Annotated in this window: 22 protein-coding genes and 1 tRNA gene; 14 read left to right on the top strand and 9 right to left on the bottom strand. The window is 74.0% G+C overall.

Annotated elements, in window-relative coordinates; genetic code table 11:
* Positions 1-82 precede the first annotated feature (82 nt).
* Positions 83-1,033, bottom strand: coding sequence for an aldo/keto reductase (locus tag ACGFYQ_RS12030; RefSeq protein ID WP_393742667.1), 951 nt, complete (start codon positions 1,031-1,033; stop codon positions 83-85).
* Positions 1,034-1,129: 96 nt separating this feature from the next.
* Positions 1,130-2,998: a beta-galactosidase family protein gene (locus tag ACGFYQ_RS12025; RefSeq protein ID WP_393742665.1), complete on the bottom strand. Its 1,869-nt coding sequence runs from the start codon at positions 2,996-2,998 to the stop codon at positions 1,130-1,132.
* Positions 2,999-3,250: 252 nt separating this feature from the next.
* On the opposite strand from ACGFYQ_RS12025, the gene ACGFYQ_RS12020 reads away from it, so the two are divergent.
* Positions 3,251-4,378, top strand: a complete 1,128-nt coding sequence (locus ACGFYQ_RS12020) for a substrate-binding domain-containing protein (protein ID WP_393742663.1) — start codon at positions 3,251-3,253, stop codon at positions 4,376-4,378.
* 108 nt (positions 4,379-4,486) lie between these two features.
* Here ACGFYQ_RS12020 and ACGFYQ_RS12015 read toward each other — a convergent pair whose 3' ends face one another.
* Positions 4,487-5,293, bottom strand: a complete 807-nt coding sequence (locus ACGFYQ_RS12015; RefSeq protein WP_393742661.1) for a sugar phosphate isomerase/epimerase family protein — start codon at positions 5,291-5,293, stop codon at positions 4,487-4,489.
* Positions 5,290-6,366 carry a LacI family DNA-binding transcriptional regulator gene (locus ACGFYQ_RS12010; protein WP_393742659.1) on the bottom strand — a complete coding sequence of 359 codons (1,077 nt, stop codon included), beginning with the start codon at positions 6,364-6,366 and terminating at the stop codon, positions 5,290-5,292. The genes ACGFYQ_RS12015 and ACGFYQ_RS12010 overlap by 4 nt, the downstream gene beginning before the upstream one ends.
* A gap of 200 nt (positions 6,367-6,566) precedes the next feature.
* Between ACGFYQ_RS12010 and ACGFYQ_RS12005 the strand changes: the two genes are divergently transcribed.
* Genes ACGFYQ_RS12005 through ACGFYQ_RS11995 form a run of 3 tightly spaced genes read left to right on the top strand, consistent with a single transcriptional unit; the run spans position 6,567 to position 9,744 of the window.
* Positions 6,567-7,691 carry a Gfo/Idh/MocA family protein gene (locus tag ACGFYQ_RS12005; RefSeq protein WP_393743265.1) on the top strand — a complete coding sequence of 375 codons (1,125 nt, stop codon included), beginning with the start codon at positions 6,567-6,569 and terminating at the stop codon, positions 7,689-7,691.
* Positions 7,688-8,848 carry a dihydrodipicolinate synthase family protein gene (locus ACGFYQ_RS12000; protein ID WP_393742657.1) on the top strand — a complete coding sequence of 387 codons (1,161 nt, stop codon included), beginning with the start codon at positions 7,688-7,690 and terminating at the stop codon, positions 8,846-8,848. The genes ACGFYQ_RS12005 and ACGFYQ_RS12000 overlap by 4 nt, the downstream gene beginning before the upstream one ends.
* Entirely contained in the window at positions 8,845-9,744 is a 900-nt protein-coding gene (locus tag ACGFYQ_RS11995; RefSeq protein WP_393742655.1) for a sugar phosphate isomerase/epimerase family protein, read from the top strand. The genes ACGFYQ_RS12000 and ACGFYQ_RS11995 overlap by 4 nt, the downstream gene beginning before the upstream one ends.
* Positions 9,745-9,758: 14 nt before the next feature.
* Here the strand turns inward: ACGFYQ_RS11995 and ACGFYQ_RS11990 are convergent, their stop codons facing one another.
* The gene (locus tag ACGFYQ_RS11990) at positions 9,759-10,652 is read right to left on the bottom strand and encodes a hypothetical protein (RefSeq protein WP_393742653.1); all 894 of its coding nucleotides are present in this window, start codon (positions 10,650-10,652) and stop codon (positions 9,759-9,761) included.
* Positions 10,653-10,755: 103 nt separating this feature from the next.
* On the opposite strand from ACGFYQ_RS11990, the gene ACGFYQ_RS11985 reads away from it, so the two are divergent.
* Together ACGFYQ_RS11985 and ACGFYQ_RS11980 are read left to right on the top strand one after the other, a co-directional pair.
* Positions 10,756-12,372, top strand: a complete 1,617-nt coding sequence (locus ACGFYQ_RS11985) for a N,N-dimethylformamidase beta subunit family domain-containing protein (protein WP_393742651.1) — start codon at positions 10,756-10,758, stop codon at positions 12,370-12,372.
* Between the two features lie 193 nt (positions 12,373-12,565).
* Positions 12,566-12,964 carry a VOC family protein gene (locus ACGFYQ_RS11980; protein ID WP_393742649.1) on the top strand — a complete coding sequence of 133 codons (399 nt, stop codon included), beginning with the start codon at positions 12,566-12,568 and terminating at the stop codon, positions 12,962-12,964.
* A 111-nt stretch (positions 12,965-13,075) separates the two neighbouring features.
* Here ACGFYQ_RS11980 and ACGFYQ_RS11975 read toward each other — a convergent pair.
* Positions 13,076-13,152: transfer RNA gene (locus tag ACGFYQ_RS11975), tRNA-Trp, on the bottom strand.
* 360 nt (positions 13,153-13,512) lie between these two features.
* On the opposite strand from ACGFYQ_RS11975, the gene ACGFYQ_RS11970 reads away from it, so the two are divergent.
* The 4 genes from ACGFYQ_RS11970 (at position 13,513) to ACGFYQ_RS11955 (ending at position 17,799) form a co-directional block, all read left to right on the top strand.
* The gene (locus ACGFYQ_RS11970) at positions 13,513-14,034 is read left to right on the top strand and encodes a hypothetical protein (RefSeq protein WP_393742647.1); all 522 of its coding nucleotides are present in this window, start codon (positions 13,513-13,515) and stop codon (positions 14,032-14,034) included.
* Positions 14,035-14,143: 109 nt separating this feature from the next.
* The gene (locus ACGFYQ_RS11965; protein WP_393742645.1) at positions 14,144-15,517 is read left to right on the top strand and encodes a glycoside hydrolase family 18 protein; all 1,374 of its coding nucleotides are present in this window, start codon (positions 14,144-14,146) and stop codon (positions 15,515-15,517) included.
* A 120-nt stretch (positions 15,518-15,637) separates the two neighbouring features.
* A complete protein-coding gene (locus ACGFYQ_RS11960) occupies positions 15,638-16,918 on the top strand; it encodes a serpin family protein (protein WP_393742643.1) in 1,281 nt (426 codons plus the stop codon).
* A complete protein-coding gene (locus tag ACGFYQ_RS11955; protein WP_393742641.1) occupies positions 16,915-17,799 on the top strand; it encodes an aldo/keto reductase in 885 nt (294 codons plus the stop codon). The genes ACGFYQ_RS11960 and ACGFYQ_RS11955 overlap by 4 nt, the downstream gene beginning before the upstream one ends.
* Here ACGFYQ_RS11955 and ACGFYQ_RS11950 read toward each other — a convergent pair.
* Positions 17,762-18,757, bottom strand: coding sequence for a PfkB family carbohydrate kinase (locus ACGFYQ_RS11950; RefSeq protein WP_393742639.1), 996 nt, complete (start codon positions 18,755-18,757; stop codon positions 17,762-17,764). The genes ACGFYQ_RS11955 and ACGFYQ_RS11950 overlap by 38 nt on opposite strands.
* Positions 18,754-19,416 (bottom strand): bifunctional 4-hydroxy-2-oxoglutarate aldolase/2-dehydro-3-deoxy-phosphogluconate aldolase, encoded by a 663-nt coding sequence (locus ACGFYQ_RS11945; RefSeq protein ID WP_393742637.1) that lies wholly within the window; start codon positions 19,414-19,416, stop codon positions 18,754-18,756. The genes ACGFYQ_RS11950 and ACGFYQ_RS11945 overlap by 4 nt, the downstream gene beginning before the upstream one ends.
* 88 nt (positions 19,417-19,504) lie before the next feature.
* Here ACGFYQ_RS11945 and ACGFYQ_RS11940 point away from each other — a divergent pair, with 88 nt between their 5' ends.
* Positions 19,505-20,311, top strand: a complete 807-nt coding sequence (locus ACGFYQ_RS11940) for an IclR family transcriptional regulator (RefSeq protein WP_393742635.1) — start codon at positions 19,505-19,507, stop codon at positions 20,309-20,311.
* A gap of 124 nt (positions 20,312-20,435) precedes the next feature.
* Here ACGFYQ_RS11940 and ACGFYQ_RS11935 read toward each other — a convergent pair whose 3' ends face one another.
* The gene (locus tag ACGFYQ_RS11935; protein ID WP_393742633.1) at positions 20,436-21,398 is read right to left on the bottom strand and encodes a hypothetical protein; all 963 of its coding nucleotides are present in this window, start codon (positions 21,396-21,398) and stop codon (positions 20,436-20,438) included.
* Between the two features lie 116 nt (positions 21,399-21,514).
* Between ACGFYQ_RS11935 and ACGFYQ_RS11930 the strand changes: the two genes are divergently transcribed.
* The 3 genes from ACGFYQ_RS11930 (at position 21,515) to ACGFYQ_RS11920 (ending at position 26,412) form a co-directional block, all read left to right on the top strand.
* A complete protein-coding gene (locus tag ACGFYQ_RS11930; protein WP_393742631.1) occupies positions 21,515-22,189 on the top strand; it encodes a MerR family transcriptional regulator in 675 nt (224 codons plus the stop codon).
* Between the two features lie 76 nt (positions 22,190-22,265).
* Positions 22,266-23,885: a sigma-70 family RNA polymerase sigma factor gene (locus ACGFYQ_RS11925; protein ID WP_393742629.1), complete on the top strand. Its 1,620-nt coding sequence runs from the start codon at positions 22,266-22,268 to the stop codon at positions 23,883-23,885.
* 112 nt (positions 23,886-23,997) lie between these two features.
* Entirely contained in the window at positions 23,998-26,412 is a 2,415-nt protein-coding gene (locus ACGFYQ_RS11920; RefSeq protein WP_393742627.1) for a Helicase associated domain protein, read from the top strand.
* The last annotated feature ends 9 nt before the right edge of the window (positions 26,413-26,421 follow it).

Here is a 26,421-nt window from a genome sequence, read left to right as displayed (position 1 = left end):
TCACCGGTGACGCGTTCACCGGTTACGGGCTCACCGGCTGCGGGCTCACCGGTCACGCTTGCACCGCTCGTGCTGTCACCGGTCATGCGGCGACGCCCGGTGCGATCGCGTCGATCTCGGCGAGGAGTTCGGCCTCCAGCGGGCGGTCGGCGACGGCCGCGTTGGCGCGTACCTGTTCGGCCGAGGTGGCTCCCGCGATGACGGAGGCGCAGCCGGGCTGGGCGGAGAGCCAGCCGATGGCGAGTTCGAGGACGCTGCGGCCGTGCTTCTCGGCGAGGGCGGCCAGCGCTTCGACCACGTCGAGCCGTTCCTCGGTGAGGTACGCGGCGCGGCCTTCGAGGCGGGAGCCGGGCGGGACGGGTGCGCCCCGGCGGATCTTGCCGGTCAGGAGGCCGTTGGCGAGCGGGAAGTACGGGAGCACCCCGACGCCGTAGTGCAGGGCGGCCGGAACGAGCTCGCGCTCGGCCGACCGCTCCAGCAGCGACCACTGGTTCTGCGCGGACACGAAGGGCACCGAGCCGGTCTCGCGGGCGACGTGGGCGGCTTCGGCGAGCTGCCAGCCGGTGAGGTTGGAGTGGCCGATGTAGCGGACCTTGCCCTCGGCGACGAGCTCGGTGAGCGCGGCCAGGGTCTCGGCGATGGGGGTGGCCGGGTCGGGGCTGTGCAGCTGGTAGAGGTCGATGTGGTCGGTGCCGAGGCGGCGCAGGGACTCCTCGACGGCGCGCCGGATGTAGGCGCGGCCGCCGCGGGAGCCGGCGGCGGGCCCGTACTTCATGTCCATGCCGGCGAAACCGAACTTGGTGGCGAGGACGACCTGGTCCCGGCGGCCCTTGAGGGCCTGCCCGAGGTGGCTCTCGGAGCCGCCGAGGCCGCCGTAGATGTCGGCGGTGTCGAGGAGGGTGATGCCCGCGTCGAGGGCGGCGTCGACGACGGCCCGGGTGGCCTGGGCGTCGAGCCGGCCGCCGAAGTTGTTGCAGCCGAGCCCGACGGCGGAGACCTGAAGACCCGAACTGCCCAGGGAGAGATGGCGCATGCGTTTCCTGCCTCCGCGTTGGTGCGATGCCTGACCGGCCGTCGGATCAGTGTAGAAGGCACCGGCCGGGCGTCGTTCGCGGACGAGGATCCTCCGTCACTGCAGGGTGACGACCGTGGGGCGGCCGAGGTCGGGCTGGTCGCGCAGCGGCAGTTCGGTGCCGGGACGCTCCAGTTCGAGCACGATGATCTCGTTGGTCCCGTTCGCGCCGGTGCGCCAGAGGGGGCCGGGGGCGTAGAGGGTGCGCTGCGGGCCGCGCGGGGTGTCGTGGTGGCCGAGGAGGAAGCCGTTCAGCCAGACCAGGCCGGTGCCCCAGCCGGACATGTCCAGGAATGCGTCGCCCGGTGCGCCGGTGAGGGTGTGCGTGAAGCGGTGGAAGAGCGGGCGGCCCGCGTCGGTCTCGGTGGGGGCTTCAGCGGGGGTTTCGACGGGAGTTGCGGCGGGGGCTGTGGCGGGGGCTTCGCTGGCGTGGGTGTCCGCGGCGAAGTCGAGTCCGGTGAGGTCCGTGAACGGCAGCGGGCGGATCTCCCACTCGAACAGCAACTGGTGGCCGTGGCGTACCCCGCGCCAGATGCCCTTGCGGTCGTCGAGGAGCGGCCCGTAATTCACCCGGCCCTGGGCCCGCACGAGGATGTCGAGGACCACTCCGGCCTCGCCGACGGGCAGGTCCAGCCCCTCGTCGGGGGCGTTGCGGTCGAGGACACCCAGCGGACTTCCGTCGGCGAAGACGTACGCGCGGTCGCCGAGGCCGTCGATCTTGACGGGCATGGCGGGGCGCGGCCCGGTGATGGTGGTGCGGTAGTGGATCATCCCGTGGCTCTGGCCGAGCCGCTCCATCGGCTCGGGAGCGGGGCGCAGCACCAGGGGGCCGCCGAGGAGTTCGAGGGCGGCCAGCAGCGGCGCGGTGCCCGCGGGGGTGGCGAGGGCGGGGGTGATGCGCGGCTGCGGCTCGGGCAGCGGCCCGTCGGGCAGCGGCACGTACTTGCCGATGACCTCGCGGAACGCGTGGAACTTGGGGGTGAGTTCGCCGGCCTCGCCGATGGGCGCGTCGTAGTCGTAGCTGGTGACGGTGGGCTGGTAGCCGGGCTCTCCGGGGCGGGAGCCGGTGTGGTTGGCCCCGGCCCAGAAGCCGAAGTTGGTACCGCCGTGGGCCATGTAGAGGTTGACGGAGGCGCCGGTGGCGAGGAGTTCGTCGAGCGCGTCGGCGGCGTCCTCGACGGCGCGGACGTGGTGGTCCTCGCCCCAGTGGTCGAACCAGCCGATCCAGAACTCCATCGCGGCGAGCGGGCCGGTCCGCTGGTAGCGGCGCAGGACGTCGAGGCGTTCGGCGGGCCGGGCGCCGAAAGTGGCGGTGGCGAGCCGGCCGGGGAGCATGCCGCCCTGGAGCATGGCGTCCTCGGGGCCGTCTGCGGTGAACAGCAGGCAGTCGACGCCGCGTTCGACGAGGGACTGCTCCACGTGGGCCCGGTAGCGGGTGTCGTTGCCGTACGAGCCGTACTCGTTCTCGATCTGTACGGCGACCACCGGGCCGCCGCGGCTCGCCAGCAGGGGCAGCAGTTCGGGGACGACGAGGTCGAACCAGCCGTCCACCTCGGCCTGGAAGCGCGGGTCGGAGCAGCGCAGGTGGAGGCCGTCGACGGCGAGGAGGCGGGCGGGCAGGCCGCCGAAGTCCCATTCGGCGCAGATGTAGGGGCCGGGGCGGACGATGGCGTCGAGGCCGAGGTCCTGGGCGGTGCGCAGGAAGCGGCCGAGGTCGCGCCAGCCGGTGAAGTCGGCCTTGCCGGGGGCGGTCTCGTGGAAGTTCCAGGGAACGTAGGTGTCCACGGTGTTCGCGCCCATCGCGCGCAGCCGCTTCAGCCGGTCCTCCCACAGGTCCGGATGGATCCTGAAGTAGTGCAGGGCCCCCGAGACGATGCGGTGGGGTAGGTCTGCGCGCCGGAATCCGTCCTGGTCGTGCGTGAGCATGCGCTGACTCCCGAGAGAGGTCGAGATGCTGCCGTGAGGTGCGGGACTCCGCCGAATATATGAACGCGTCGACCACGCCGTCAATGACCGGTTGATCGGAATCGATCGAATCGATCGGATCGATTCCCTATGATGGCTCCGCAACGCGTACCAGCAGACCGCACACGCCTACCGCACACGGCCGGACACCGCACATGGCCGGCTACCGCGCACGTCGGCCGCAGACCGGCCCGCAGACCGCAGGGGGACACCTTGAGACCACACGTAGACCAGCGCCAGGCACAGGTGCTCGCGCTCGTCCGGGAGCGGGGCAGCGTGCGCGTGGCGGATCTGGCCCAGGAGCTCGGCGTCTCCCCCGTCACCCTGCGGCGGGACATCGAGGCGATGGCGGCGAGGGGCGAGATCCAGCGGATGCACGGGGTGATCAGCCGGGTGGAGGCGGGACGGACCGCGGCCGGCGGCCGGCCGGGCACGGCCGGGACCGCGACGTCGGGCGGGGCGGGTGCGGGTGCTGCGGCAGGCGGCGGCGGCGAAGGTCTGGTGATCGGGATGGTGGTCCCCACGACCGAGTACTACTACGCCGATGTCGTACGGGGGGCCCGCGCGGCCGTGGAGGCCCGGGGCGCGCGGCTGACGGTGGGGCTGACCCGGTATCTGCCCGGCGAGGACCGGACGCAGGCGGACCGGCTGCTGTCCACCGGCGCGCACGGGCTGCTGCTGACCCCGAACTGGGAGACCGGGGCGCCCGGGCCCGGGGAAGGCGTCTGGACGACGGAACTCCCGGTTCCGACCGTGCTGGTGGAGCGGTGGGCGCCGCCGGGGCATCCGGCGGCGGGGTTGGACCGGGTGTCCTCCGACCACGCGCACGGCGCGGCCCGGGCGGTGCAACACCTGGTGGGGCTGGGGCACCGGCGGATCGCGCTCGCCAGCCGGTCCACGCCGACCACGGCGCGGCTTCGGGCCGGGTACGAGGCCGCCGTGGCCGCGCTCGGGCTGGAGCCCGCGCCTCCGTGGCCGCCGGCCGGGCCGGGCCCGCTCTCGGACGCGGACCTGTTCGCCCGGACGCTGGACTACCTGTGCGACGCGGTGACGGCGGGCGGCGTGACCGCGGCCCTGATCCACAGCGACACCGACGCGATCATGCTGATCCCGCGGCTCCAGGCGCGCGGTGTGCGGGTCCCCGAGGACCTGGCCGTGATCACGTACGACGACGAGGTGGCCGGAATGGCCGATGTGCCGCTGTCGGCAGTCGCACCGGCCAAGCACGAGGTGGGCGCCCGCGCGGCGGCCCTCCTCCTGGACCGCCTGTCGTCCGGGGCCCCGGAGGAGCCCCCGCGACAGCACCTGGACCTGCTCCCCCGCCTGACCATCCGCCCGTAGCAGTCCCAGCGGCCCACCGAACCGATCACTTCGATCGAATGCCGCACTCACCCCTGCCGGGAGGGCGCCGCACAAGACGCGGTGGCCGCCTGCCCGGGCCGCCCGGGCCTAATTCGCCTGAACTGCCGCGGCGCCGGCCGCCACCAGTCGCGCCAAGTACTCGCGGCCCCCTGCGAGCTGACCGGGCAGGTCGGCGGCCTCGGGGTGCCAGCGCTTCTCGTACTCCCAGCACAGCCAGCCGTCGCGCGGTGCGGTGGCCACCGCCTGGGCCAGCGGCAGCACTCCGGCGCCGAGCCCGAGCGGGGTGAGCTCGCGCGCCGACGCCACGTCCTTCACCTGTATGTAGCCCAGGTGCGCGGCCAGGGCCTGCCGCGACCGCTCCGGCGTCTCGCCCCCCAGCCAGGTGTGCAGTACGTCCCACAGCGCGCCCGCGCCCGGATGCGCGACCCGGTCCAGGGCCCGGGCGGCGGCCGCCGCGGTGCCATGGGAGTCGTGGGTCTCCAGCAGGATCCGCACACCGTTCCGCTCGGCGAAGGGCGCCGCGGCCCGGAGCCTGCGCACGGCGTTGGCGTCGGCGTCCGCCTCGGACAGGTCGCCGCCGCCCGGGAAGACCCGTACGTAGGGCGCTCGGAGGTCGGCGGCGAGCCGGACCAGCGCGCGCAGTTCGGCGAGGACCGGCTCGTCCGCACCGGCGGCGGCCACCTTGGCGTAGCCGGCGACTCCGAGGACCGCGACCCCCGCGGCGGTGAGGGTCCGCAAGCCCGCCGCGCGCTCGGCTGCCGGACTGTCGGCGTGCAGTGGCTCCTCGGGATGGGCGCGCAGCTCCAGGCCGTCGAACCCGTGGGCGGCCGCGAGGGCTGCGCTGCGTTCGAGCGGTGTTCCGGGCAGGCCGAGCGTGGAGAAGGCGTACTTCACGGGTGGCTCCCTTCGACCGGGGCCGGTGCGGTGGAGGCGCGCACCATCAGCTCGGTGGGCAGGGTGGTGATGCCGCCCGGAGGCAGCGGCCTGCGCCCGGTGACCAGGTGGGCGGCGAGTATGCCCGCCTCGCGCAGGGGCACCCGGACGGTGGTGAGGGCGGGGGCGGTGTCCGCGCAGAAGGGCAGGTCGTCGAAACCGGCGACGGACACGTCCTCGGGAATCCGTATCCCGGCCTCGCGCAGGGCGGCGGCGACACCGGTGGCGACGGTGTCGTTGGCCGCGGCGATCGCGGTGAAGGGTGCGCCGCGGCGCAGCAGTTCGCGGGTGGCGTCGTAGCCGGCGGAGCGTGCGAAACCGGCGTGAAGGGTGAGGTCGGCGCAGGCCTCGGGCAAGCCGGGGTCGTGCCGCAGCAGCGCGGCGCGGTGCCCGGCGAGCCGCTCGCGGGTGGTGCTCAGGCCGGGAGGGCCCGCGATGTAGGCGATGCGCCGATGCCCGAGCGTCAGCAGGTGCTCGGCGAGGCGGAAGGCGCCGCCGTGGTCGTCGAACATCACGGTGGCGACGGGCAGCGCGGCGGGCAGGGTCAGCGGAGGCCGACCGCACAGGACCACCGGGGCCCCGGTGGCGGCCATCCGCGCGACGCGGGCCGCGAGTGCCGAGGTGTGCTCCGGATCCTCGGCGGCGCCGCCGGTGAGGACGACACCGCCGGCCCGCTGCCCCTCCAGCAGCGCGAGGTAGGCCAGTTCGGCCGCGGGGTCCCCCTCGGTGTTGCAGACGACCGCGAGGCGCCGGGCGTCCCCCCGGCCGGTGGGCGCGAGGGCGCTCTGCAGGGAGCCCGCGAGGATCCCGAAGAAGCTGTCCGCGACGTCGTGCACGAGGACGCCGACGAGGTCGGAGGTGGCGGCCGCGAGTGCGCGGGCGGGGCCGTTGGCGATGTAGCCGAGCTCCTCGACGGCCTGCTCGACACGGGTCCTGGTGCCGCCGGCCACCGGATATCCGCCGTTGAGTACGCGCGAGACCGTGGCGGGCGACACTCCCGCGTGCGCCGCGACCTCGGCGAGAGTCACCGCCATGATGCACCCCTCCTTCTCTTGATCCCGGGTCATCGTCTCATCCGGTGCGTGGACCTCCATACTCCCGGATTGTGAAAGCGCTTTCCATCACCCGAACGGGTGTTGCACCGACGGCGACCGCAGCCCTAGCCTGAATGAAGTGAAAGCGCTTTCTATCGAGCGAGGGGGACACCGTGGAACGCAGGACGATCAAGATCGCCATGAACGGCGTGACCGGACGCATGGGGTACCGCCAGCACCTGGTAAGGTCACTGCTCGCCCTGCGCGAGCAGGGCGGACTTCAGCTGGGAGACGGCACGGCGCTGTGGCCGGAGCCGGTGCTCGTGGGACGCCGGGAGCCGGCCCTGCGGGCCGTCGCCGAACAGCACGGCCTCGAGCACTTCAGCACCGACCTGGCGGCGGTGCTGGCCGATCCGGAGGTCGCGATCTACTTCGACGCCCAGGTCACCGGCGCCCGTGAGGCGGCGGTCCGGCAGGCCATAGCGGCCGGCAAGCACGTGTACTGCGAGAAGCCGACCGCCCTGACCTTCGAGTCCTCGCTGGAGCTGGCCCGGTTGGCCGCGGCAGCCGGGATCAAGCACGGCGTGGTGCAGGACAAGCTGTTCCTGCCCGGGCTGTTGAAGCTGAGACGGCTGATCGAGGGCGGCTTCTTCGGCGAGATCCTCTCCGTGCGCGGGGAGTTCGGGTACTGGGTGTTCGAGGGCGACTGGCAGCCCGCCCAGCGGCCCTCGTGGAACTACCGCACACAGGATGGCGGGGGCATCGTCGCCGACATGTTCCCGCACTGGGAGTACCTGCTCCACGAGCTGTTCGGCCGGGTCCGCTCGGTGCAGGCCCTCACCCGCACCCACATCGCCCGCAGATGGGACGAGCAGGGCAAGCCGTACGAGGCGACGGCCGATGACGCCGCGTACGGAATCTTCGAGCTGGAGGGCGGCGCCGTAGCCCAGATCAACTCTTCGTGGGCGGTGCGCGTCCACCGTGACGAGCTCGTCGAGTTCCAGGTCGACGGTACGCACGGGTCGGCCGTCGCCGGACTGCGGGGCTGTCGCATCCAGCACCGCGGGGCGACGCCCAAACCCGTATGGCATCCGGACCTGCCGCAGACCGGGGAATTCCGCTCCCAGTGGCAGGAGGTACCGGACAACGCCCCCGCCGACAACGGCTTCAAGGCCCAGTGGGAGCTCTTCCTGCGGCATGTCGTCCTGGACGAGCCCTGGCAGTGGGACCTGCTGGCCGGGGCACGCGGGGTGCAGCTCGCCGATCTCGGTCTGCGCTCCTCGGCCGAGGGCCGGCGGCTGCCGGTGCCGGAGGTGGTCCTGTGAGCATCCGGCTTCCCTCGGCGGACGGCGGGTACCGCCTGCACCGGCCGAACACCGATCCGTTCGCACCGCTGAGCTGCGGCCCTGCCCGCAGCCGGAGGTTCTACTCGGCCGCGCATGTCGTCGCCGATCCGCAGGCCCCGCCGGGCGCGGCCGGGCCCGCGGTCGACTGGGAATCCACGCTGGCCTTCCGGCGCCGATTGTGGGCTCAGGGCCTCGGGGTCGCCGAGGCCATGGACACCGCGCAGCGCGGGATGGGCCTGGACTGGCCGACGGCCGCGGAGCTGATCCGCCGTTCGGCGGCCGAGGCCCGGGCGGTGGGCGGCCGGATCGTCTGCGGTGCGGGCACCGACCAGCTGCCCGGCGACGGGACCCGGCACTCCCTTGCCGCGATCACCGCCGCGTACGAGGAACAGCTCGCGCACACCGAGGCGTGCGGGGCGGCGGCGGTCCTGATGGCCTCCCGGGCGCTGGCCGCCTCGGCCCGGAGACCCGATGACTACCTGGAGGTGTACGGGAGCCTGCTCCGGCAGAGCACGCGGCCGGTCGTACTGCACTGGCTCGGGCCGATGTTCGACCCGGAGCTGGCCGGCTACTGGGGCCATCACGACCTCGACGCGGCCGCGGAGGTCTTCTTGAAGATCATCGCCGAATGTCCGGAGAAGGTGGACGGGGTCAAGGTCTCGCTGCTGGACGCGGAGCGGGAGGTGGACATCCGGCGGCGGTTGCCGGCCGGGGTGCGCTGCTACACGGGCGACGACCACCACTACCCGGAACTGATCGCCGGGGACGGCGAGCTGGCCAGCGACGCACTGCTGGGCATCTTCGATCCGATCGCCCCGGTCGCGGCGCGGGCGGCGCTCGCCCTCGACCGGGGGGACCTCGTGGGCTTCCGGGAGCTGTTGGATCCCACGGTCCCCCTGTCGAGACACCTCTTCGCCCCGCCGACCCGCTTCTACAAGACCGGGGTGGTCCTGCTCGCATGGCTGGCCGGGTACCAGGAGCACTTCCGGATGGTGGGCGGCCTGGAGACGGCGCGGTCCGTGCCCCATCTGGCGACCGCGTACGAACTGGCCGACGGGCTGGGGCTGTTCCCGGATCCGGAGCTCGCCGAGGACCGGATGCGCGGACTGCTCGCGACGTACGGGGTGGCGTCATGAGCCCGGCCCCGGTCCCGGTCCCGGCCCCGGTCCCGGCACCCGCAATCGCACTCGCACCCGCACCGACCCCCGCCCCCACCCGGTTCAGCCTCAACCAGGAGACCATCCGCCAGTGGTCGCTGCCCGAGCTGGTCGCCGGGTGCACCGCGGCCGGGGTGGGGGCGGTCGGGCTGTGGCGGGATCCGGTGCGGAACTTCGGGGTGCGGGAGACGGCCGAGCTGGTCTCCGGGGCGGGGCTGCGCGTCAGCTCGCTCTGCCGGGGCGGCTTCTTCACCGCCGCCGACCCGGACGGGCGGGCGGCCGCACTCGACGACAACCGCCGGGCCGTGGAGGAGGCGGCCGAACTGGGCGCGGACACGCTGGTCCTGGTCTCGGGCGGGCTGCCCGACGGCGACCGGGATCTGGCGGGGGCACGTGCGCGGATAGCCGGGGTCCTCGGCGAGCTGACACCGTGGGCCGCCGCCCACGGGGTGCGGCTGGGGATCGAGCCGTTGCATCCGATGTTCGCTTCGGACCGCTGCGTGGTCTCCACCCTCGGCCAGGCCCTGGACCTCGCCGAGCAGTTCCCGGCGGAGCAGGTGGGGGTGGTGGCCGACTCGTACCACCTGTGGTGGGACGAGCGGCTGCCCGCCGATCTGCTCCGGGCCGGTGAGGGCGGGCGCCTCGTGTCCGTCCAGGTGGCCGACTGGGTGACTCCGCTCCCTGAGGGCGTCCTGCTGGGTCGCGGGCAGCTCGGGGACGGCTCCATCGACCTGCGGGGCTTCCGCCGGCAGGCCGACGCGGCCGGCTACCGGGGCCCGGTGGAGGTGGAGATATTCAACCCCGGGCTGTGGGCCCGGGACGGCGCGGAGGTGCTCCGGGAGGTGATCGACCGCTACCGCGAGCACGTCGACTGACAGGTCGGCTCGGCTCAGCCCTCGTAGTCGTACTTCATCCCGATGCCCAGGGTGCCCTGGGTCGGGAGGAGTCCGGCGCCGACGATGTCGAGGACGGGCGGGAGGAGGAGTTCGGCGAGCCGGGCCACTTCCTGCGGGGTCAGCGCGGACCACGGGGCGGCCGCGAGTTCGTCGGTGAGCTTCTCGACGGCCGTGCGCAGCGCCAGCCCCGCCGCGGTGGCCGCGCCGTCCTGGGCCAGCAGACCCCCGGCGGCGAGGCGGTCGCGGGCGGCGCTCCACTCGGCCGCGGGCCACTCGCGGTTCGCGAACGCCTCGGCGGGGGCGGCTCCCGCGCCGGAGTGCAGGACCAGGGACTCGACCGGGTCGAGGTGGTGGGCCTGAAGGGCGGTGATGTGGCCGTCGCCGCGGTGCTCGCGCAGGATCGTGGCGGCGTGCCAGAGCACGGCGTGCGGCGTCTCGGGCCAGGGCAGCGCCGCGTTGGCGGCGGCCAGCGGGCGTCCCGCGGTGTCGGCGGCCTCGGCGGCGCGGCGGGCCAGGCGCGCCGCCTCGGCCAGGTCCGGGGAAGCGGTGCGCTCGCCCAGCAGGGCCTGCAGGGCTCGGTCGATGGCGGCGGCGCGGGCTGCGAGGACCCGGGCCGGCGGGGCGGGCTGCCAGGAGTGGGCTACGTAGCGCCGCACCATGCTCGGGCTGAAGGTGTAGAACAGGGCGTTCACGAGCTCCGCGTCGGCCGGGCCGAGCGGGGCGGCCCGGAAGGCGAAGTACAAGGGCCACCGCTCGTCCGTGGCGTAGCCGAGGCCGGCGGCCTCCTCGTAGCTCTCGGGGGCGAAGTAGACGAGGGCGTGGACGGGTTCCAGCAGCTGCCACAGCTGCCGGACCGTGCCCAGACCGTGCGCACCGCTGTACGTCATGTCGCTTACCCCCAGGGTCAGTTGATGCCGAGCACGGCAGGCGGGTCAGCATAGATCACGAGCCGGTGGGAGGTATGGCCGAAGGGTGACATAACGTGCCCCCATGGATCAGGAGCACATAGCCGGGGATGGCGAAGGCGCAGGCAGGCGGCGGTTTCTCGCGATCGCGACGGGCGCCGCGACGGCGGCCGGGCTCGGGACCGTGGCGGGCTGCGCGAGCGGGGGCGGCGGCAGCGGCGGGCAGGGCGGGAACCCGGCCGACGGGACCGCGGCGGCCGGGAAGCCGTCGGAGGCGGGGCCCGGCGCGTTCGACGTCAAGGCCGAGAACGCCCGGCCCGGTCACGCCGACTGGCCGGTGACCAAGGCCGGACCGGCCCGGGCCATCGAGGGCTTCGCGGACCGGGTCAGCGTCCTGCCCGGCGAGCCCTTCGGGCTGTACGTGTCCACCACCGCACCCCGGTTCACCGTCTCCGCCTACCGGATGGGCTGGTACGGCGGAGCCCGGGCCCGGCTGGTGTGGCGTTCCGAGGCCCTGCCCGGGGCGCGGCAGCCCGAGCACACGGTGGACTCCGGTACGCGGATGGTCCGCACCCGGTGGGCCCGTACCACCACGGTCGACACCAAGGGCTGGCCCGAGGGCTGCTACCTGCTGCGGCTCGACGCGCAGGGCGGCGAGGGCCAGCGCTTCGTGCCGGTCACCGTCCGGTCTGCGGCAACCGCAGGCCGTACGGTCGTGGTCAACGCGGTGGCGACCTGGCAGGCCTACAACCGGTGGGGCGGCTACGGCAGCTACGACGGGCCCAGCGGCGGCTACGCGGCGCGCTCCCTCTCGGTGACCTTCGACCGGCCGTACGAGTACGACGACGGCGCGGGCCTGTTCCTGGTGTACGAGGCCCCGCTGATCGCGCTCGCCGAACGGGTCGGCATACCCCTGGCCTACACGACGACCACCGACGTGGCCCGGGAGAAGCGGCTGCTGGAGGGGGCCGCGGCGGTGCTCTCGCTCGGGCACGACGAGTACTGGTCGCCCGAGCAGCGGGCGCACGTCGCAGCCGCCCGCGACGCGGGCACGAACATCGCGGTCCTGGGCGCGAACTGCTGCTTCCGCCGCATCCGGCTGGAGGCCTCGGAGCTGGGCCCGGACCGCACGGTGGTCTGCTACAAGTCCTCCTACGACCAGGATCCCGGGTTCAAGCGGGGCCATCCGGCGACCGTGGACTTCCGCTCCGCGCCCGGCGCGGACCCGGAGAGCTCGCTGCTCGGCGTGATCTACGACGGCTACCCGGTGGACGCCCCGTACGTGGTGACGAATCCCGGCCACTGGCTCTTCGAGGGCACCGGCGCCAAGGCGGGCGACCGCTTCGAGCACCTGGTGGGGGTGGAGTACGACAAGGTCAACACCGGGTTCCCGACGCCGCGGCCGATCGAGATCCTGGCCCACTCCCCCGTGGTGTGCGAGGGCCGGCCCAGCCACCAGGACACGGCGTACTACACGGTGCCGAGCGGGGCGGGGGTCTTCGCGACCGGCACGATGCGGTGGGTGGAGGCCCTGGACGCGAAGGGTGACGGCCGCGGCGGCGCGAACCACGGCCTGGACGCGCGCTGCGGCGCGCTGACGAATCGGGTGACGGAGAACCTGCTGCGGGTGTTCGCCGCGGGCCCGGCCGGCCGGACGCACCCGGCGCAGGACAACGTCAAGGCGGTGTACGGGGGTTCGTGAGCGTTCGTGAGCGACGGATGCCGGGCGCGCCGACCGGGCGAGGCCGCCGAGGGCGACCTGCGGTCGACGCCCGGTATGCGGTGGACTTCGTCCGGAACCGGTGCTTAGGATCGTGGACGCGGCATCGCGTGTCGGTCACCGGCTGGGTGAGGCATGGAGGTGTCCGCGACGTGCCTTTCGGAGGCATTCACCCATGTCAGTCGCACTGAATCACACGATCGTCCACTCCCGTGACAACCGGGAGTCCGCCGAATTCCTGGCGCACATCCTCGGCCTCGAGATCGGGACCGAATGGGGACCCTTCATCCCCGTCGAGACCGCCAACGGCGTCACCTTGGACTTCGCGACCATCCCGGCCGAGTCCATCACCGTGCAGCACTACGCGTTCCTCCTCTCCGAGGAAGAGTTCGACGTGGCGTTCGGAAAGATCCGGGCGGCGGGGGTCGCGTACTTCGCCGATCCGCACGGGAAGCACCCCGGCGAGATCAACCACAACGACGGCGGCCGCGGTGTCTACTTCACGGACCCGGCCGGCCACGGGATGGAGATCATCACCCGTCCGTACGGCTATCAGGAGGACGGGGCCGAATAGGCCCTCGGTCATGCCCGCCGGGGCGTGACAGCGGAGCGCCCCCCGCGGCAAACAGCGACGCCCAGGTGAGAGCAGAGCTCCCGCCTGGGCGTGCGACCACGCTGTTCGACATGGCAGGGGCGGCAGGATTCGAACCTGCGGCCTTCGGTTTTGGAGACCGGCGCTCTGACCAGCTGAGCTACACCCCTTCGGTGGGACCAACGATGACACGGCTCGGGCCGAAGATCCACCAAATTCTTCGATCAACCGGGTGGAAGTTTCTCGGCCCTGTGGACGCCGGATTCCTGCAGCCAGTCGATCAACGCGTCATTCCTGCTGGTCAGAGCGATATCGAGCGAGGTCGTCCCGCCGCGGCCCCTCCAGTCGACGTCCGTCCCTTGAGACAACCGACATGGGGCGGTGGACAGTTGCCCGCCGCGTCGTCTCGGGGCCGGGCGTGGCGGCGACGGGGAGCGGGGTGGGGCTGCACGGGTGGGGCTGGTGGGTGGCGTCAGGCCGGGGTGGGGAGGATCGTGGACTGGGTGATCGGTGGATCAGGAGGTCTCCCCATGCCCGGAGGCCGAGCACCGGCCCGGGTGCCGCGGCGGCCCCGGCTGCGAGGCGCCCTCGCCACGGTCGCACTCCTCGGCCCCCTGCTCCTGGGCGCGGGGCCCGACGGATCCGGCGAGACCGTCTCCCTCGCCGGAAACGAGCCCGGCCAGCGGCTCGACGTGACCCTGGTACGGGTGGTCGACCCCGCGAGCCCGGCCGACCCAGAGGGCCCGGCGGCCGACGCCTCGACCCGGTTGCTCGCCGCGCGGTTCCGGCTGGAGAACACCGGGACCGTCGAGTACAACGACTCCCCCGCACCGGCCGCCCACCTGCTGGACACCGCCGGGAAGCGGTTCGCCGGCCTCAACACCGCCACGACCGCCGGGCCCTCCTTCCCTGACACCGTGACACTCGGCCCCGGCGGCTCCGCCGAGGGCTTCGTCACCTTCCGGCTCCCGAAGGACGCCGGCCCGGCGGCCGTCCAGTTCGCCCTCAACGGTGGCCTCGCCGACGACGTCGGCCAGTGGAGCCTGCCTTGACGGGTCCGAGTTCCGGCCGCCCCCTTGACCACTCTGGTCCAGACCAATAGTTTCCGGCATGCACCGCGCACGCGCTCACGCCCCGCTCCCGCATCCGTAAAGGAAGCCCATGCGCCGCAGCATGCTCGGCAGGCTGGCCGTCGCCGCCTGCTCCCTCTCCCTGCTGACCGCCTTCGCACCCGCTGCCACCGCCGACGCGGACGCCGATGCGACGGGCGGCCACGGCCGCTCGTACCGGAAGGTCGGCTACTTCACCCAATGGGGCGTCTACGGGCGGGACTTCCAGGTCCAGGACCTTGAGTCGAACGGCTCCGCCGGCAAGCTCACCCACATCAACTACGCCTTCGGCAACGTCAGTCCGGAGGGCAAGTGCTTCGCCGGGAACGTACCCGGAGAGGCCGACGCCTGGGCGGACTACGTCCGGCCCCTCGACGCCGAGAACTCCGTCGACGGGGTCGCCGACACCTGGGACCAGCCGCTCGCCGGCAACTTCAACCAGCTGCGCGAGCTCAAGGCCCGGCACCCCGGCCTCAAGGTGCTGATCTCGCTGGGCGGTTGGAGCTGGTCCACACACTTCTCGGACGCCGCGCTGACCCCCGCCTCCCGCAAGGCCTTCGTCGAGTCCTGCATCGACCTGTACATCAAGGGCAATCTGCCGCAGGACGGCACCCGAGGCGGCGCGGGCGCGGCCGCCGGCCTGTTCGACGGCATCGACCTAGACTGGGAGTGGCCGGGCTCCGCCGGTGACACCGACACGAAGTTCCGGCCCGAGGACAAGCAGAACTTCGCCGCGCTCGTCAAGGAGTTCCGCACGCAGCTCGACGCGTACGCGCGGAGCCAGAACAAGAAGCAGGACAAGGACAAGGACAAGGACAAGGACAAGAAGTCGGCGTACGAGCTGACGGCCTTCGTCCCGACGGCCCCCGCCAAGATCGACGCGGGTTTCGACGTCCGTCGGATCATGCGCGACCTCGACTTCGTGACCCTCCAGGGCTACGACTTCCACGTCTCCGGCGAGCCCACCACCGCCCAGCAGTCCGCGCTCCGCGCCCGGGGCGACTTCAGCGTCGACGGCACGGTGGAGGCCTGGCGGCGGCGCGGCGCGCCCGCGCACAAACTGGTCATGGGCATGCCGTTCTACGGGCAGGGCTGGACGGGCGTCAGCGGCGGCGGGGACGGCATGGGGCAGCCCGCCACGGGCCCCGCGCCCGCCACCTGGTCCGCCGGCTACGAGGACTACAAGGCCCTCAAGAAGCTGGCCGACTCGGGGACCTACACGGTCTACCGCGACCGGCGGGGCGGGCACGCCTGGCTGTTCGACGGCGCTACGCTCTGGACCTACGACGACCCGCAGGTGCTGCGCGCCAAGACCGGCTACATCCGCGAACAGGGCCTGGGCGGCGCGATGTTCTGGTCGCTGGACGCGGACACCGCCGACGGCGAGCTCATGACGGCCGTCGACCGCGGCCTGCGCGGCCGCTGACCGACGCCCCCGCCCCGCCTCGCCCCACCGACCGACGCCCCGCCCGCCCCACCGACCGGCGCCGCCGGGCCGCGGAATTCGACCCGGCCCGGCGGCGCCCTCCACGTACGCTCGCGCCTCATGGACAACTCGACGGTACGGGCGGTCAACCGCCTCACGACGCGCTGGGCCGCGCAGGTCCCGGCCGGGGACGCGGGCACGGTGTTCACCGCGGCCGGGGTCTGGCCGCTGCTCGCCCTGCTCGCGGACGGTTCGGGCGAGCAGGTCCCGGCCGGGGACGCGGGCACGGTGTTCACCGCGGCCGGGGTCTGGCCGCTGCTCGCCCTGCTCGCGGACGGTTCGGGCGGCCCGGCCCGCGCCGAACTGGCGGAGGCCCTGGGCATACCCGCCGAGGCCGCGGCCGAGGGCGCCCGGGACCTGCTGGCCGGGCTGGCCGGCGTACGGGGCCTCGAGGCGGCCACTGGGCTGTGGACCAAGGCCGGGCTCCCGCTCAGGGAGAGCTGGTCGGCGAAACTCCCGGCCGGCGCCCGGGGCCTCCTGACGGGAGACGAGGACACCGACCGCAAGACGCTGGACGGGTGGGCCTCGGACCGGACGGGCGGCCTGATCGACCGCATGCCGGTCGCTCTGCCGCAGGGTGCCGAGGAGGTCAAGCTGGTGCTGGCCTCGGCGCTCGTGCTGAGGCTGCGGTGGGAGGAGCCCTTCCGGGAGGTGCCCGGCCGGGCCGGCCAAGGCCCGTGGTCGGGGCGGAACCTCGGACGGCTGTCGCGCACCACCGCTTCGCTGGACGAGGTCCGCGTGGCTCAGGGCACGGCCGGGGCCGTCACCGTCCTGGAATTGGCCGGCACCGAGGACGTGGACGTGCACCTGCTCCTCGGTGGACCGGCGGCCCCGGCCGGCGGGGTACTGGGGACCGGCATCGCGGCCGTCACCGGTACCGTCCCGTCCGTGACCGGCAGTTCCCTCCCCGACGGAGATCCGGGTCCCGGCCTGACGATCCGCACGGAGGACTCGTTCCGCCCGCAGCCCCTGTTGCGCATCGACACCGTCGCGTTCTCCCTGCGCGCCGAACACGATCTGCTGGACCACGCCCCGCTGTTCGGGCTGGGGACCGCCGGCGACGCGGACTACGGGCATTTCCCCGGCATCAGTCCGCAGCCCCTGGCGATCGGCTCGGCCCAACAGTCCGTGCTGGCCCGCTTCCACGCGGCGGGGTTCGAGGCCGCGGCCGTCACCGCCATCGGGCCGAGAGCCGGTGGCGCCGCGCCCCGCACGAAGTACCGCGCCCGCCGGGCCGAAGTCCGATTCGACCGGCCCTTCGGGTTCCTCGCCGTCCACCGGAGCTCCCGGCTGGTGCTGGCCGCGGGCTGGGTCGCCGAGCCCGATACGGTCGCCGGATGACTTCAGAGACGATCACCGCGGCCGGTGCGGGCACCTGGCAGCTGGGCGACCTGACCATCAACCGGATCGGCTTCGGCGCGATGCGGCTGACGCAGCTCGCCGACGGCTCCCCCAGCGACCGTGAGCGGGTGACCGGTGTGCTGCGCCGTGCCGTCGAACTCGGCGTGAACCACATCGACACCGCCGCCTTCTACTTCTCCCCGCTGCGCTCCGCGAACGAACTGATCAACCGGGCGCTCGCCCCGTACGCCGACGACCTCGTCATCACCACCAAGGTCGGGCCCGGCCGCGACGCGGCCGGGGAGTGGTGGTGGGCCGAGCCGGGCCGGCTGCGCGGGCAGGTGGAGGAGAACCTGCGCCAGCTGGGCCGGGACCACCTGGACGTGGTCAACCTGCGTGTCCCGCGCCGCGAGACGACCGGGTCGATCGCCGAGCACTTCGGGGCGCTCGCCGAGCTCCGCACGGCCGGGCTGATACGGCACCTGGGCATCTCCAACGCCCGGCCCGACCACCTCGCCGAGGCGCAGGCCATCGCTCCCGTGGTGTGCGTGCAGAACCCGTACGGGATCGGGTCCCCGGCCGAGGACCACGCCTTCCTGGACGCGTGCGGGGAGCAGGGCGTCGCCTTCGTGCCGTTCTTCGCGATCGCGGGCGCCGCGAAAGAGGCGGGGGTCACCGCCGAGGACAGCCCCCGGGTACGCGCCGTGGCCGAGGCCCACGGGGTGTCGGCGGCCCAGCTGCGCCTGGCGTGGACGCTGAACCGCGGTCCGCACGTCCTGGCGATCCCGGGCACGGGGAACCCGGACCACCTCGTCGAGAACATCGCCGCGGGGTCCGTGCGTCTCACCGCCGAGGAGATGGCGCTGCTCGACTCCCTGTGATCCGGCGGTGTTCGGCCGCCAGCGCCGCCGTCTCCGTGAAGGCGGGGACGCGCCCGGTGCCCCCGCGGCCGGAGACGGACAGGGAGGCGGCCGCCACGCCGTAGGCCACCGCGTCCGCGAGGCTGTCGCCGAGGGCGAGCCGGGCGGTGGTGGTGCCGGTGAGGCAGTCGCCGGCTCCGGTCGCGTCGACCGGAGCCGGGTTCACGGGCACGGGCTCGTACCGGGCGCCCGTACCGTCGTCCAGCAGCAGCCGGTCGGCGCCCGCCGTGACCACGACCGTAGGGGCGCCGAGCGCGCGGTAGCGGGCGGCGGCGGTGCGCGGGTCGCCGGTGCCGACGAGGGCGAGCGCGTCGGCCGGGCACGAGGTCTTGAGCAGCCCGGTCAGCGGGGCGACGGCGGCCAGCAGTTCCCGGGCACGGTCCCGGCCGGTCAGCCGGGGACGGAAGTTGGGATCGTACGAGAGGTGCCCGCCGGCCACGTGCACTAGGTGCGCGGCGGCCAGTACGGCGTCGTGGCTGCTCGGTGACAGGGCGCCGGTGACGCCGCTGGTGACGAGTGCCGTGGAGGCGGTCAGCAGGTCGTGCCAGGACGCGACGTGCGCGGGCGAGAGGGTGGAGCCGGCGCTCCGGGTGCGCCAGTAGACGAACTCCCGGTCGCCCTCGGTGTCGGCGGACAGCAGGTAGGCGCCGTTGGGGCGCGGGGCGCGGCGTACGTGGGAGACGTCCACGCCGAGTTCGGCGGCGCGGCGCAGCAGCGGGATGCTGAGCTCGTCGTCGCCGACGACCGCGAGCAGGGCGGTGCGGGCTCCGGCCGCGGCGGCGGCCGCCGCCGCGTTCAGGGCGTCGCCGGAGTAGGAGATGCGGGCCGTGGTGCCGTCGGCGGCCTCGCGCAGGGCGGCCGCGGCGTGGATCTCCACCAGCACCTCGCCGAGCACGAGGACGTCGTACCCCCCGGTCACCGCAGGTCCCGCGCGGTGGAGCCGGCGCTGTGGCCGCGGCACGGACGGGCCAGCTCGGCGAATACGGCGGCCAGTTCGGCCGGGTCGGCCGGCAGCCCGCTGCCGATGCCGACGGCGGTCGCGCCGGCGGCGAGCCAGTCGGGGACCTCTCCGGGCCGGATCCCGCCGGTCGGGATGATCAGGCCCTCGGGGAGGACGGCCCTGAGGGAGCGGATGAACCGCGGGCCTCCGACGTGCGCCGGGAACAGCTTGGCGGCGCCGCCGGCCCGGACGGCGGCGGCGATCTCGCCGGGGGTGAACCCGCCCTCGATGAAGATGGCTTCGCGGCGCCCGGCGACCTTGCGCACTTCGGGGGCGGGGTGGGGGGAGACCAGGAATCCGGCGCCCGCGTCCAGGGCGGTCTCGGCCTGCGCGGTGGTGGTCACCGTGCCGACGCCGATGAGGGCGGGGCGGCCGTACGCGTCGGTGAGCGGGGCGGTCCGGGTGACGGCGTCCGCCCAGCCGGGGGTGGAGGTGGTCAGCTCGACCGCGCGGCAGCCGGCGGCGAGCAGGGCGGTGGTGTGGCGGACGGCCTCGTCGGCGTCGGAGTCGCGCAGCACCGGCAGCAGGCGCTGGGCGGCTATCACCGCGTACGGGTGGCAGGACAGGGGACAGGACAAGGGACCCTCCCGTTCGTTCCACGTAGTGGAACGAGGTATCGTGTACCGGAACCGTGTGGTCTAGACCCTATCCGGACCGGGAGTTCTCGTGTCAACGGAAGATGTGGAAGTAGCCCCGAGCGAGGCGTCCGACGGCGCGCGCGGCGGCCGGACCTCCGCCGCCGGATCCGCGCTGGAGAAGTCCCTGCGCATCCTGGAGGCGGTGGCCGCGCCCGGCGGGCCGCACCGGCTCGCCGAGGTGACGGCGGCGGCCGCCGTGCCCAAGTCCAGCACCTTCCGGATCCTCGCCTCGCTGATCGACCAGGGCTTCGTGCGCCAGGAGGCCGACAGCCGGTACGGGGTGGGCCCGCGGCTTCGCGGGCTGTCCGCGCTGGTCAGCGGCGGGGAGCCGGCGAGCATCGGGCGCGTCCTCGACGAGTTGCGGCAGGCGGTCGGCGGGCAGACGGTCCATCTGGCCCTGCACAGCGGGGAGACCATCACCTACATCCGGAAGCTGGAGGGCGAGCAGCCCTACCGGACGGCCTCCCGGGTCGGCATGCGCATGCCGCTGCACACGACCGCGATCGGCAAGAGCATCCTGGCGCACCTGCCCGTCGAGGAGGTGCGGGAGCTGATCGCCGCCACCGGACTGCCGCCCAGGACGCCGAAGTCGGTCACCACCGCACGGGCCCTGCACGCGGAGCTGGCGGCGGCCCGCGCCCGGGGCTTCGCGCTGGACGACGAGGAGAACGAGCCCACGATCCGCTGCATCGGAGCCGCGATCCTCGGAGCGGACGGCCGGCCGGTCGGCGGGGTCAGCGTCACCACCGTCACCTTCCTGGTCTCCCGGGAGGAGATCGAGTCGTACGCGCCCGCCCTGCGCGCGGCTACGGAGGCGCTGGCTCCGCTGCTGTGAACCGCAGCGGAGCCGGCGCCTCCGGTGACCACGCATCCGGTGACCACGCATCCGGTGACCGCGCGCTCCGATGGTCAGCACCCGACGGCGATCAGCACCCCTCGGCTGTCGGCGCCGACAGCGGTCAGCGCCCTGCCGCCGACACGGACTCCCGCGCCGGCTCGGCCCCGGCGGCCGCCCCGCCGCGCAGGGCGAGTGCCACCCCCACCGCCACGGCGACGGCCAGCCCGGCCGCCGCGGTCAGCGTCGCCGCGTCCGGTGAGGTCAGCACCTGCCCCCGCAGGGCCTGCCAGGTGACCAGGGCCACCAGGGCGGCGTAACCCGCCCCCGCCACCAGGACGAGCCGCGTGCGCACCGCCGCGCGGGCCGCCCAGCCGTACCGCCCGGCCGCGAAGGTCAGCGCGAGCGCCAGCAGCGGCAGCACCTGGAGGGCGTGCATCCCGACGAAGTGGGCGATCCGCAGGTCGCCGCCGGTGGCGGCCCAGCCGGTGACCGGCAGGTGCGGCCCGCCGTCCGGGACGCCGACGCTGTGCGCGCCGACGGTGTCGGTGATCTGCGCCGCCAGCTGGGTCTCGGTGGGCTGGACCATCAGGAAGCCGAGCGCGAGCCCGGCGAGCCCGAGGACCGAACCGACCCGAACGGCCCAGGCGGTGGCCCGGTCGGCGAGCGGCTGGCGCCACAGCACCACCGCGATCAGCAGCGTGGCCAGCCACAGCACGACGACCGTCGCCCCCATCACGCCGAACAGGGCGCTGTCGAGCGGGGTTTCCTGGTTGAAGTGGCTGCGCTTCCCCCGCACCACCTGACCGACGATCACCGCCATCTCGATGACGCTCGCCGCCGCGGTCACCGTGCCCGCCCACCAGCCGGTCCGCCGGCCGCGCGTGAGCAGCGAGTGCATCCAGGCCAACGTCAGCCCGTAGAGGGCGAAGGAGACCGAGAACTTGAACGGCTTGTGCCAGATCGGGGATCCGACCAGCACGCGGTCGTCCACGATCAGCCCGACCCCCGAGACCAGCGTGAGCACTCCCATGGCCGCCGCGAAGACGAGCAGCGGCCGGTGCCATCCTTCGATGTGGTTCCGCATCTGCAACCCCCCTGATGGATAGCGGTACTATCCGGTATCCGATAGTGCCACTGTCCATAATCCAGCCCGGCCACGCAAGCCCCTGGACCGAACGAAGGAGAGAATTCACCTTGCGCATGGGAGAGTTGAGCCGGTCGACCGGTGTTCCGGTGCCCACCATCAAGTTCTATCTCCGCGAAGGCCTGCTGCCCGCCGGGAAGTTGACCAGCCCCAATCAGGCCCATTACGGCGAAGAGCACGTCCGGCGCCTGCACTTGATCCGCGCCCTCACCGATGTCGGCGGCCTGCCGCTCGCCTCCGTCGGCAAGGTGGTGGAGGCGGTGGAGGACCGCGGCCGGCCGGTGCACGACCTGCTCGGCGCGGCCGCCAGTACGGTCGACCCCGACTTCACACCGGCCGCCGACCCGGTGAGCGGCGAACGCGCCCGGGCCGTGGTCGAGGACCTGATCGCGCGGCGCGGCTGGCGGGTGCCGGCGGACCACCCCTCGGCGCGCGCCCTGGCCGCCGCCGCGGCCTCCCTGCTGACGGTCGGACACGGGGACTATCTGGACTTCCTGGACGAGTTCGCGGCCGCCGCCGAGCGGATCGCGGACTCCGACCTGACCTTCGTCGCGCGCGGGAAGAGCCCGGAGGACATGGTGGAGCGGGTGGTCGTGGGCACCGTACTGGGAGATGCCATGCTGGCGGCGTTGCGCCGACTGGCCCAGGGTGACTCCTCGGCCAGGCGCTACCCGCGGCCTTCCGTTCCGGAGGAGGCCGCGGAATCCTCTTGCGACAAGAATTCCGGATAAGTGTTATCGAGGCCCCTCTCGACGGTCTCCCAGGCATTGGGCATCATCGACCGCCGGTACGGACAGGGAACATCACATGAGCACTCAGCACACGGCAGCGCTGGTCGCGGCGGCCCGCGCGGGCGATCCCCGCGCGCAGGACGACCTCGTCGGCGCCTATCTGCCGCTCGTCTACAACATCGTCGGGCGGGCCCTGAACGGGTCCTGCGACGTGGACGACGTGGTGCAGGACACGATGCTGCGGGCCCTCGACGGGCTGGGCGGCCTGCGCGCGGACGAAAGCTTCCGGTCCTGGCTGGTGGCGATCGCGATGAACCGCGTACGGGCGCACTGGCAGGCCCGGCAGAGCGGCTTCGGTGAGAGCACCCTGGAGGCGGCCGGTGAGGTCGCGGACCCGGGGGCCGACTTCGTCGACCTCACCGTCGTACGCCTGCAGCTGGCGGGCCAGCGCCGCGAGACGGCCCGCGCCACGCGCTGGCTGGAGCCCGACGACCGGGCGCTGCTGTCGTTGTGGTGGCTGGAGTGCGCCGGGGAGCTGACCCGGGCCGAGGTGGCCGCCGCGCTGGAGCTGCCTCCTCAGCACACCGCCGTTCGGGTGCAGCGGATGAAGGCGCAGCTGGAATCGGCGCGGGTGGTGGAACGGGCCCTGGGCGCCCAGCCGGTGTGCGAGGAGCTGCGGGCGGTCGTGGCGGGCTGGGACGGTCGGCCCTCGGCGCTGTGGCGCAAGCGGATAGCCCGGCACGCGCGTGAATGCGTACGGTGCTCCGGCCTGTGGAGCGGTCTGGTTCCGGCGGAGGGGCTGCTGGCCGGGCTGGCCCTCGTACCCGTCTCGGCGGCCCTGCTGGCAGGGGTGCGCTCGGCCGGGGCGGCCGACTTCGCCCTCGCGGGCTCCGCCCACGCCGATGGCGCCGGCGCGGACTTCTCCGACACGGTGGCCCACCTCGCCGCGGACGGGGCGTCTTCGGCAGGCGGCCGGGGCGCGCTGCGCAGGCGCAAGCAGAGCCGCCGCCGGGTGATCGGCGGCGCCGTGCTCGCCGCCTGCGTCGCGGGCGGCGGGCTGGTGTACCTCGGCACGCTCCCCGGTTCCGGCGGTGCGAAGGCGGACGGCGCCACTCCCCCGCCCCCGCTGGCCGCGCTCTCGGCGACCGAGCCCGCGCTCCCCTCCGAGTCGCCCTCGCCCTCCGCGTCCCCCTCGCCGTCCGCCTCCCCGTCGCCGTCGGCCTCCGCCTCGCCGAGCCCGTCCGCGAGCCCCACGAAGAGCCGCAGCAGCTCACCGACCCCGCGGACCTCCGCGCCGGCGCCGGCCCCCGCCCCGCAGGGCGTCGCGGGCCAGGTCGTGGCCCTGGTCAACACCGAGAGGGCGGCGGCCGGCTGCGGCCCGCTGAAGGAGGACCCGCAGCTGCGGGCTGCCGCCCAGGGGCATTCCGACGACATGGCGAGCCGGGACTTCTTCTCGCACACCAACCCCGACGGCGCGGACCCGGGCGCGCGGACGACCGCTGCCGGGTACCGCTGGTCGACGTACGGGGAGAACATCGCGAAGGGCCAGCAGACTCCGCAGTCGGTCATGGACTCCTGGATGAAGAGCCCGGGACACCGCGCGAACATCCTCAACTGCTCCTTCAAGGACATCGGCGTCGGCATCCACCAGGGCGCGGGCGGTCCCTGGTGGACGCAGAACTTCGGGGCACGGTAGCCGCAGACGCCGCTCGACATCGGCCGGAGCCGCTCCCCGCCTTTCCCGCACCTGCATCAAAATGGGGGCAGGATAGGAGCTGGAGGCAAACCGGCCGATCAGAGGGGTGGGGGTGACGACGCACATGGCGAGGAAGGACCTCCGTCCGCACCAGCGCGAGGCCGTTGACGCCGTGGTGCGCGCACTGGAGCTGCCCGCCGGGGGCCGGGTGCCCGAGAGCGGGCTGCGCACCCAGGTGATCATGGCCACCGGTTCGGGGAAGTCCCTCGTCGCCGTCCGTTCGGCCGAGGAGCTGCGGGCCGGGCGGGTGCTGGTGCTGGTGCCCTCCCTGGACCTGCTGGTGCAGACCGTCGCGGCGTGGCGGGAGGGCGGCCGTAGCGGGCGGTCGCTGGCCGTGTGCTCGCTGCGCGGGGAGGACGCGGGTGTGCCCACGACCACCGATCCGGCCGAACTGGCCCGCTGGGGCGCCCCGTCGGTGGACCGGTTGACGGTGTTCGCCACGTACGCCTCGCTGGGCCTGGGCACCCTCGAGCGCGCGCATCTCGCCGGGCTCCCGGGCTGGGACCTGATCGTGGTCGACGAGGCGCACCGGACGTCGGGCCGGATCGGCAAACCCTGGGCCGTGGTGCACGACAACGCGCGGATCCCCGCCGTGCGCCGGCTCTACCTGACGGCCACGCCCCGCGTCTGGCAGGACGGCGAGGAAACGCCCGACGAGGGTGACGGTCCGCGGCGGCGCGGCGAACTCGTGGCGTCCATGGAGGACGATCCGCGGGGGCCGTTCGGCGCGCGCTGCTACACGCTGTCCCTGTCCGAGGCCATCGACCGCGGCATCTGCGCCCCGTACCGGGTGGTGTGCGTCGACGTCACCGATCCGCAGTTCCGGGCGGCCGTGCTGCTGGGCCGGGACGGCCGTTCGGACGCGGTGCGCGGGGCGCGGCTGGCGGCGCTGCAGACGGCGCTGGTGAAGGCGGCCGCCCACGAGGGGTTCCGGCGCACGCTCGTCTTCCACCACCTGACCAAGGAGGCCGAGGCCTTCGCGGCCGGGCTCCCGGCGGTGGCGACGCGGCTGCGGCTCACGAGCCGCCGGCCGCACCCGGTGTACCCCCGTACCGTCTGGGCGGACTGGCTGTGCGGGCAGCACACGGCGGCCCACCGGCGGCGGGTGCTGGGCGCGTTCGCGGACGGCCGGGTCGCCGAGAAGGCCTTCCTCGGCAGTGTCCGCGTGCTGGGCGAGGGCGTGGACACGAAGGAGTGCGACTCCGTCTACTGGGCCGACGTACGGGGTTCCATGCCCGACCTGGTGCAGGCGGTCGGGCGGGCGCTGCGGATCCGGCCCGGCGAGGGAAAGGTCGCCTCCCTGGTGGTGCCCGTACTGCTGGGACCGGACGAGACGCCGGAGACGATGCTCACCTCGCGGGCGTACGGGGACCTCGCGCGGCTGCTGGAGGCGCTGCGGGCGCACGACTCGCGCCTGGTCGAGTCCCTGGCCCAGCCGCAGGCGCCGAGCCGGGCGGCCGCCCCGGCGGCGGCCTCGGGCGCGCGGACCGGTGCGCAGGCGCTGCTGAGCTTCTCCGCCCCCCGGGATCCGGCGCTGCTGGCCGCGTTCGTCCGGCTGCGCGTGCTGAATCCGGAGCACGAGCACTGGCGGCGCGGTGTCGAGGCCGCCCGGATCTACGCCGCCACGGCCGGGGACCTGAAGGTTCCGTTCGGCTTCAAGGTGCCGGCGGGCGACGGGGCGTGGCCGCCCGGTCTGGCCCGGTTCCCGCTGGGCCAGTGGATCGCGGACGCGCGGCGCACGTACCGCCGGGGCGCGCTCGGCCGCGAGCGGGTGGCGCGGCTCGACGAACTCGGCATGGTGTGGAGCCACTTCGACGTGGCCTTCGAGGAGGGGCTCGCGGTGGCCCGCGCCTGGGCGGCGGAGCACGGCCATCTGCTGCCGCCGGTGGACGCCACCTGGCGCGGCGCCCCGGTCGGGGTGTGGGTCAAGAACCAGCGGGCCGCGGCCCGCCGCGAGGGGCCGGGGGCCCTGTCCGCGGAGCGGCGGGAAGCCCTGGAGGCGATCGACGCGTCCTGGTGTCCCGCCTGGGAGATCTCCTGGCAGCGCGCCTTCCACCTTAACCGGGTCCATCTCGACGCGGGGGGCGGGCTGCCCCTGGCGCCCGGCGAGGTGCTGGTCCAGGGCGAGGACCTGGGCGGGTGGGTCCGTACCCAGCGGCTGAGCTGGGAGCGGCTGTCCTGGGCGCAGCGCTGGCTGCTGGAGCACACCCTCGGGATGACCCCGGCGGCGGAGGCGGAACGTCCGCCGCCGCGCCGCAGCCATGCCGCCGCGTGGGCGGACCACCTGGAGGCGGCCCGGCGGTTCCACGCCCGCGAACGGCACCTCACGGTCCCCCGCACCCATGTGGAACCGGTCGGCGACCAGGAACTGCGCCTGGGTTCCTGGATCGCCAACCAGCGCTCCCGCGCCGCCTCCCTCACCCCCGAGCGGGTCGAGGCCCTGAACGCACTGGACATGCGCTGGTAGGCGGAGCGG

The sequence above is a fragment of the Streptomyces sp. NPDC048258 genome, assembly GCF_043201995.1.
Lineage (GTDB): Bacteria > Actinomycetota > Actinomycetes > Streptomycetales > Streptomycetaceae > Streptomyces.
This window is presented reverse-complemented; position numbering and strand designations above follow the sequence as displayed.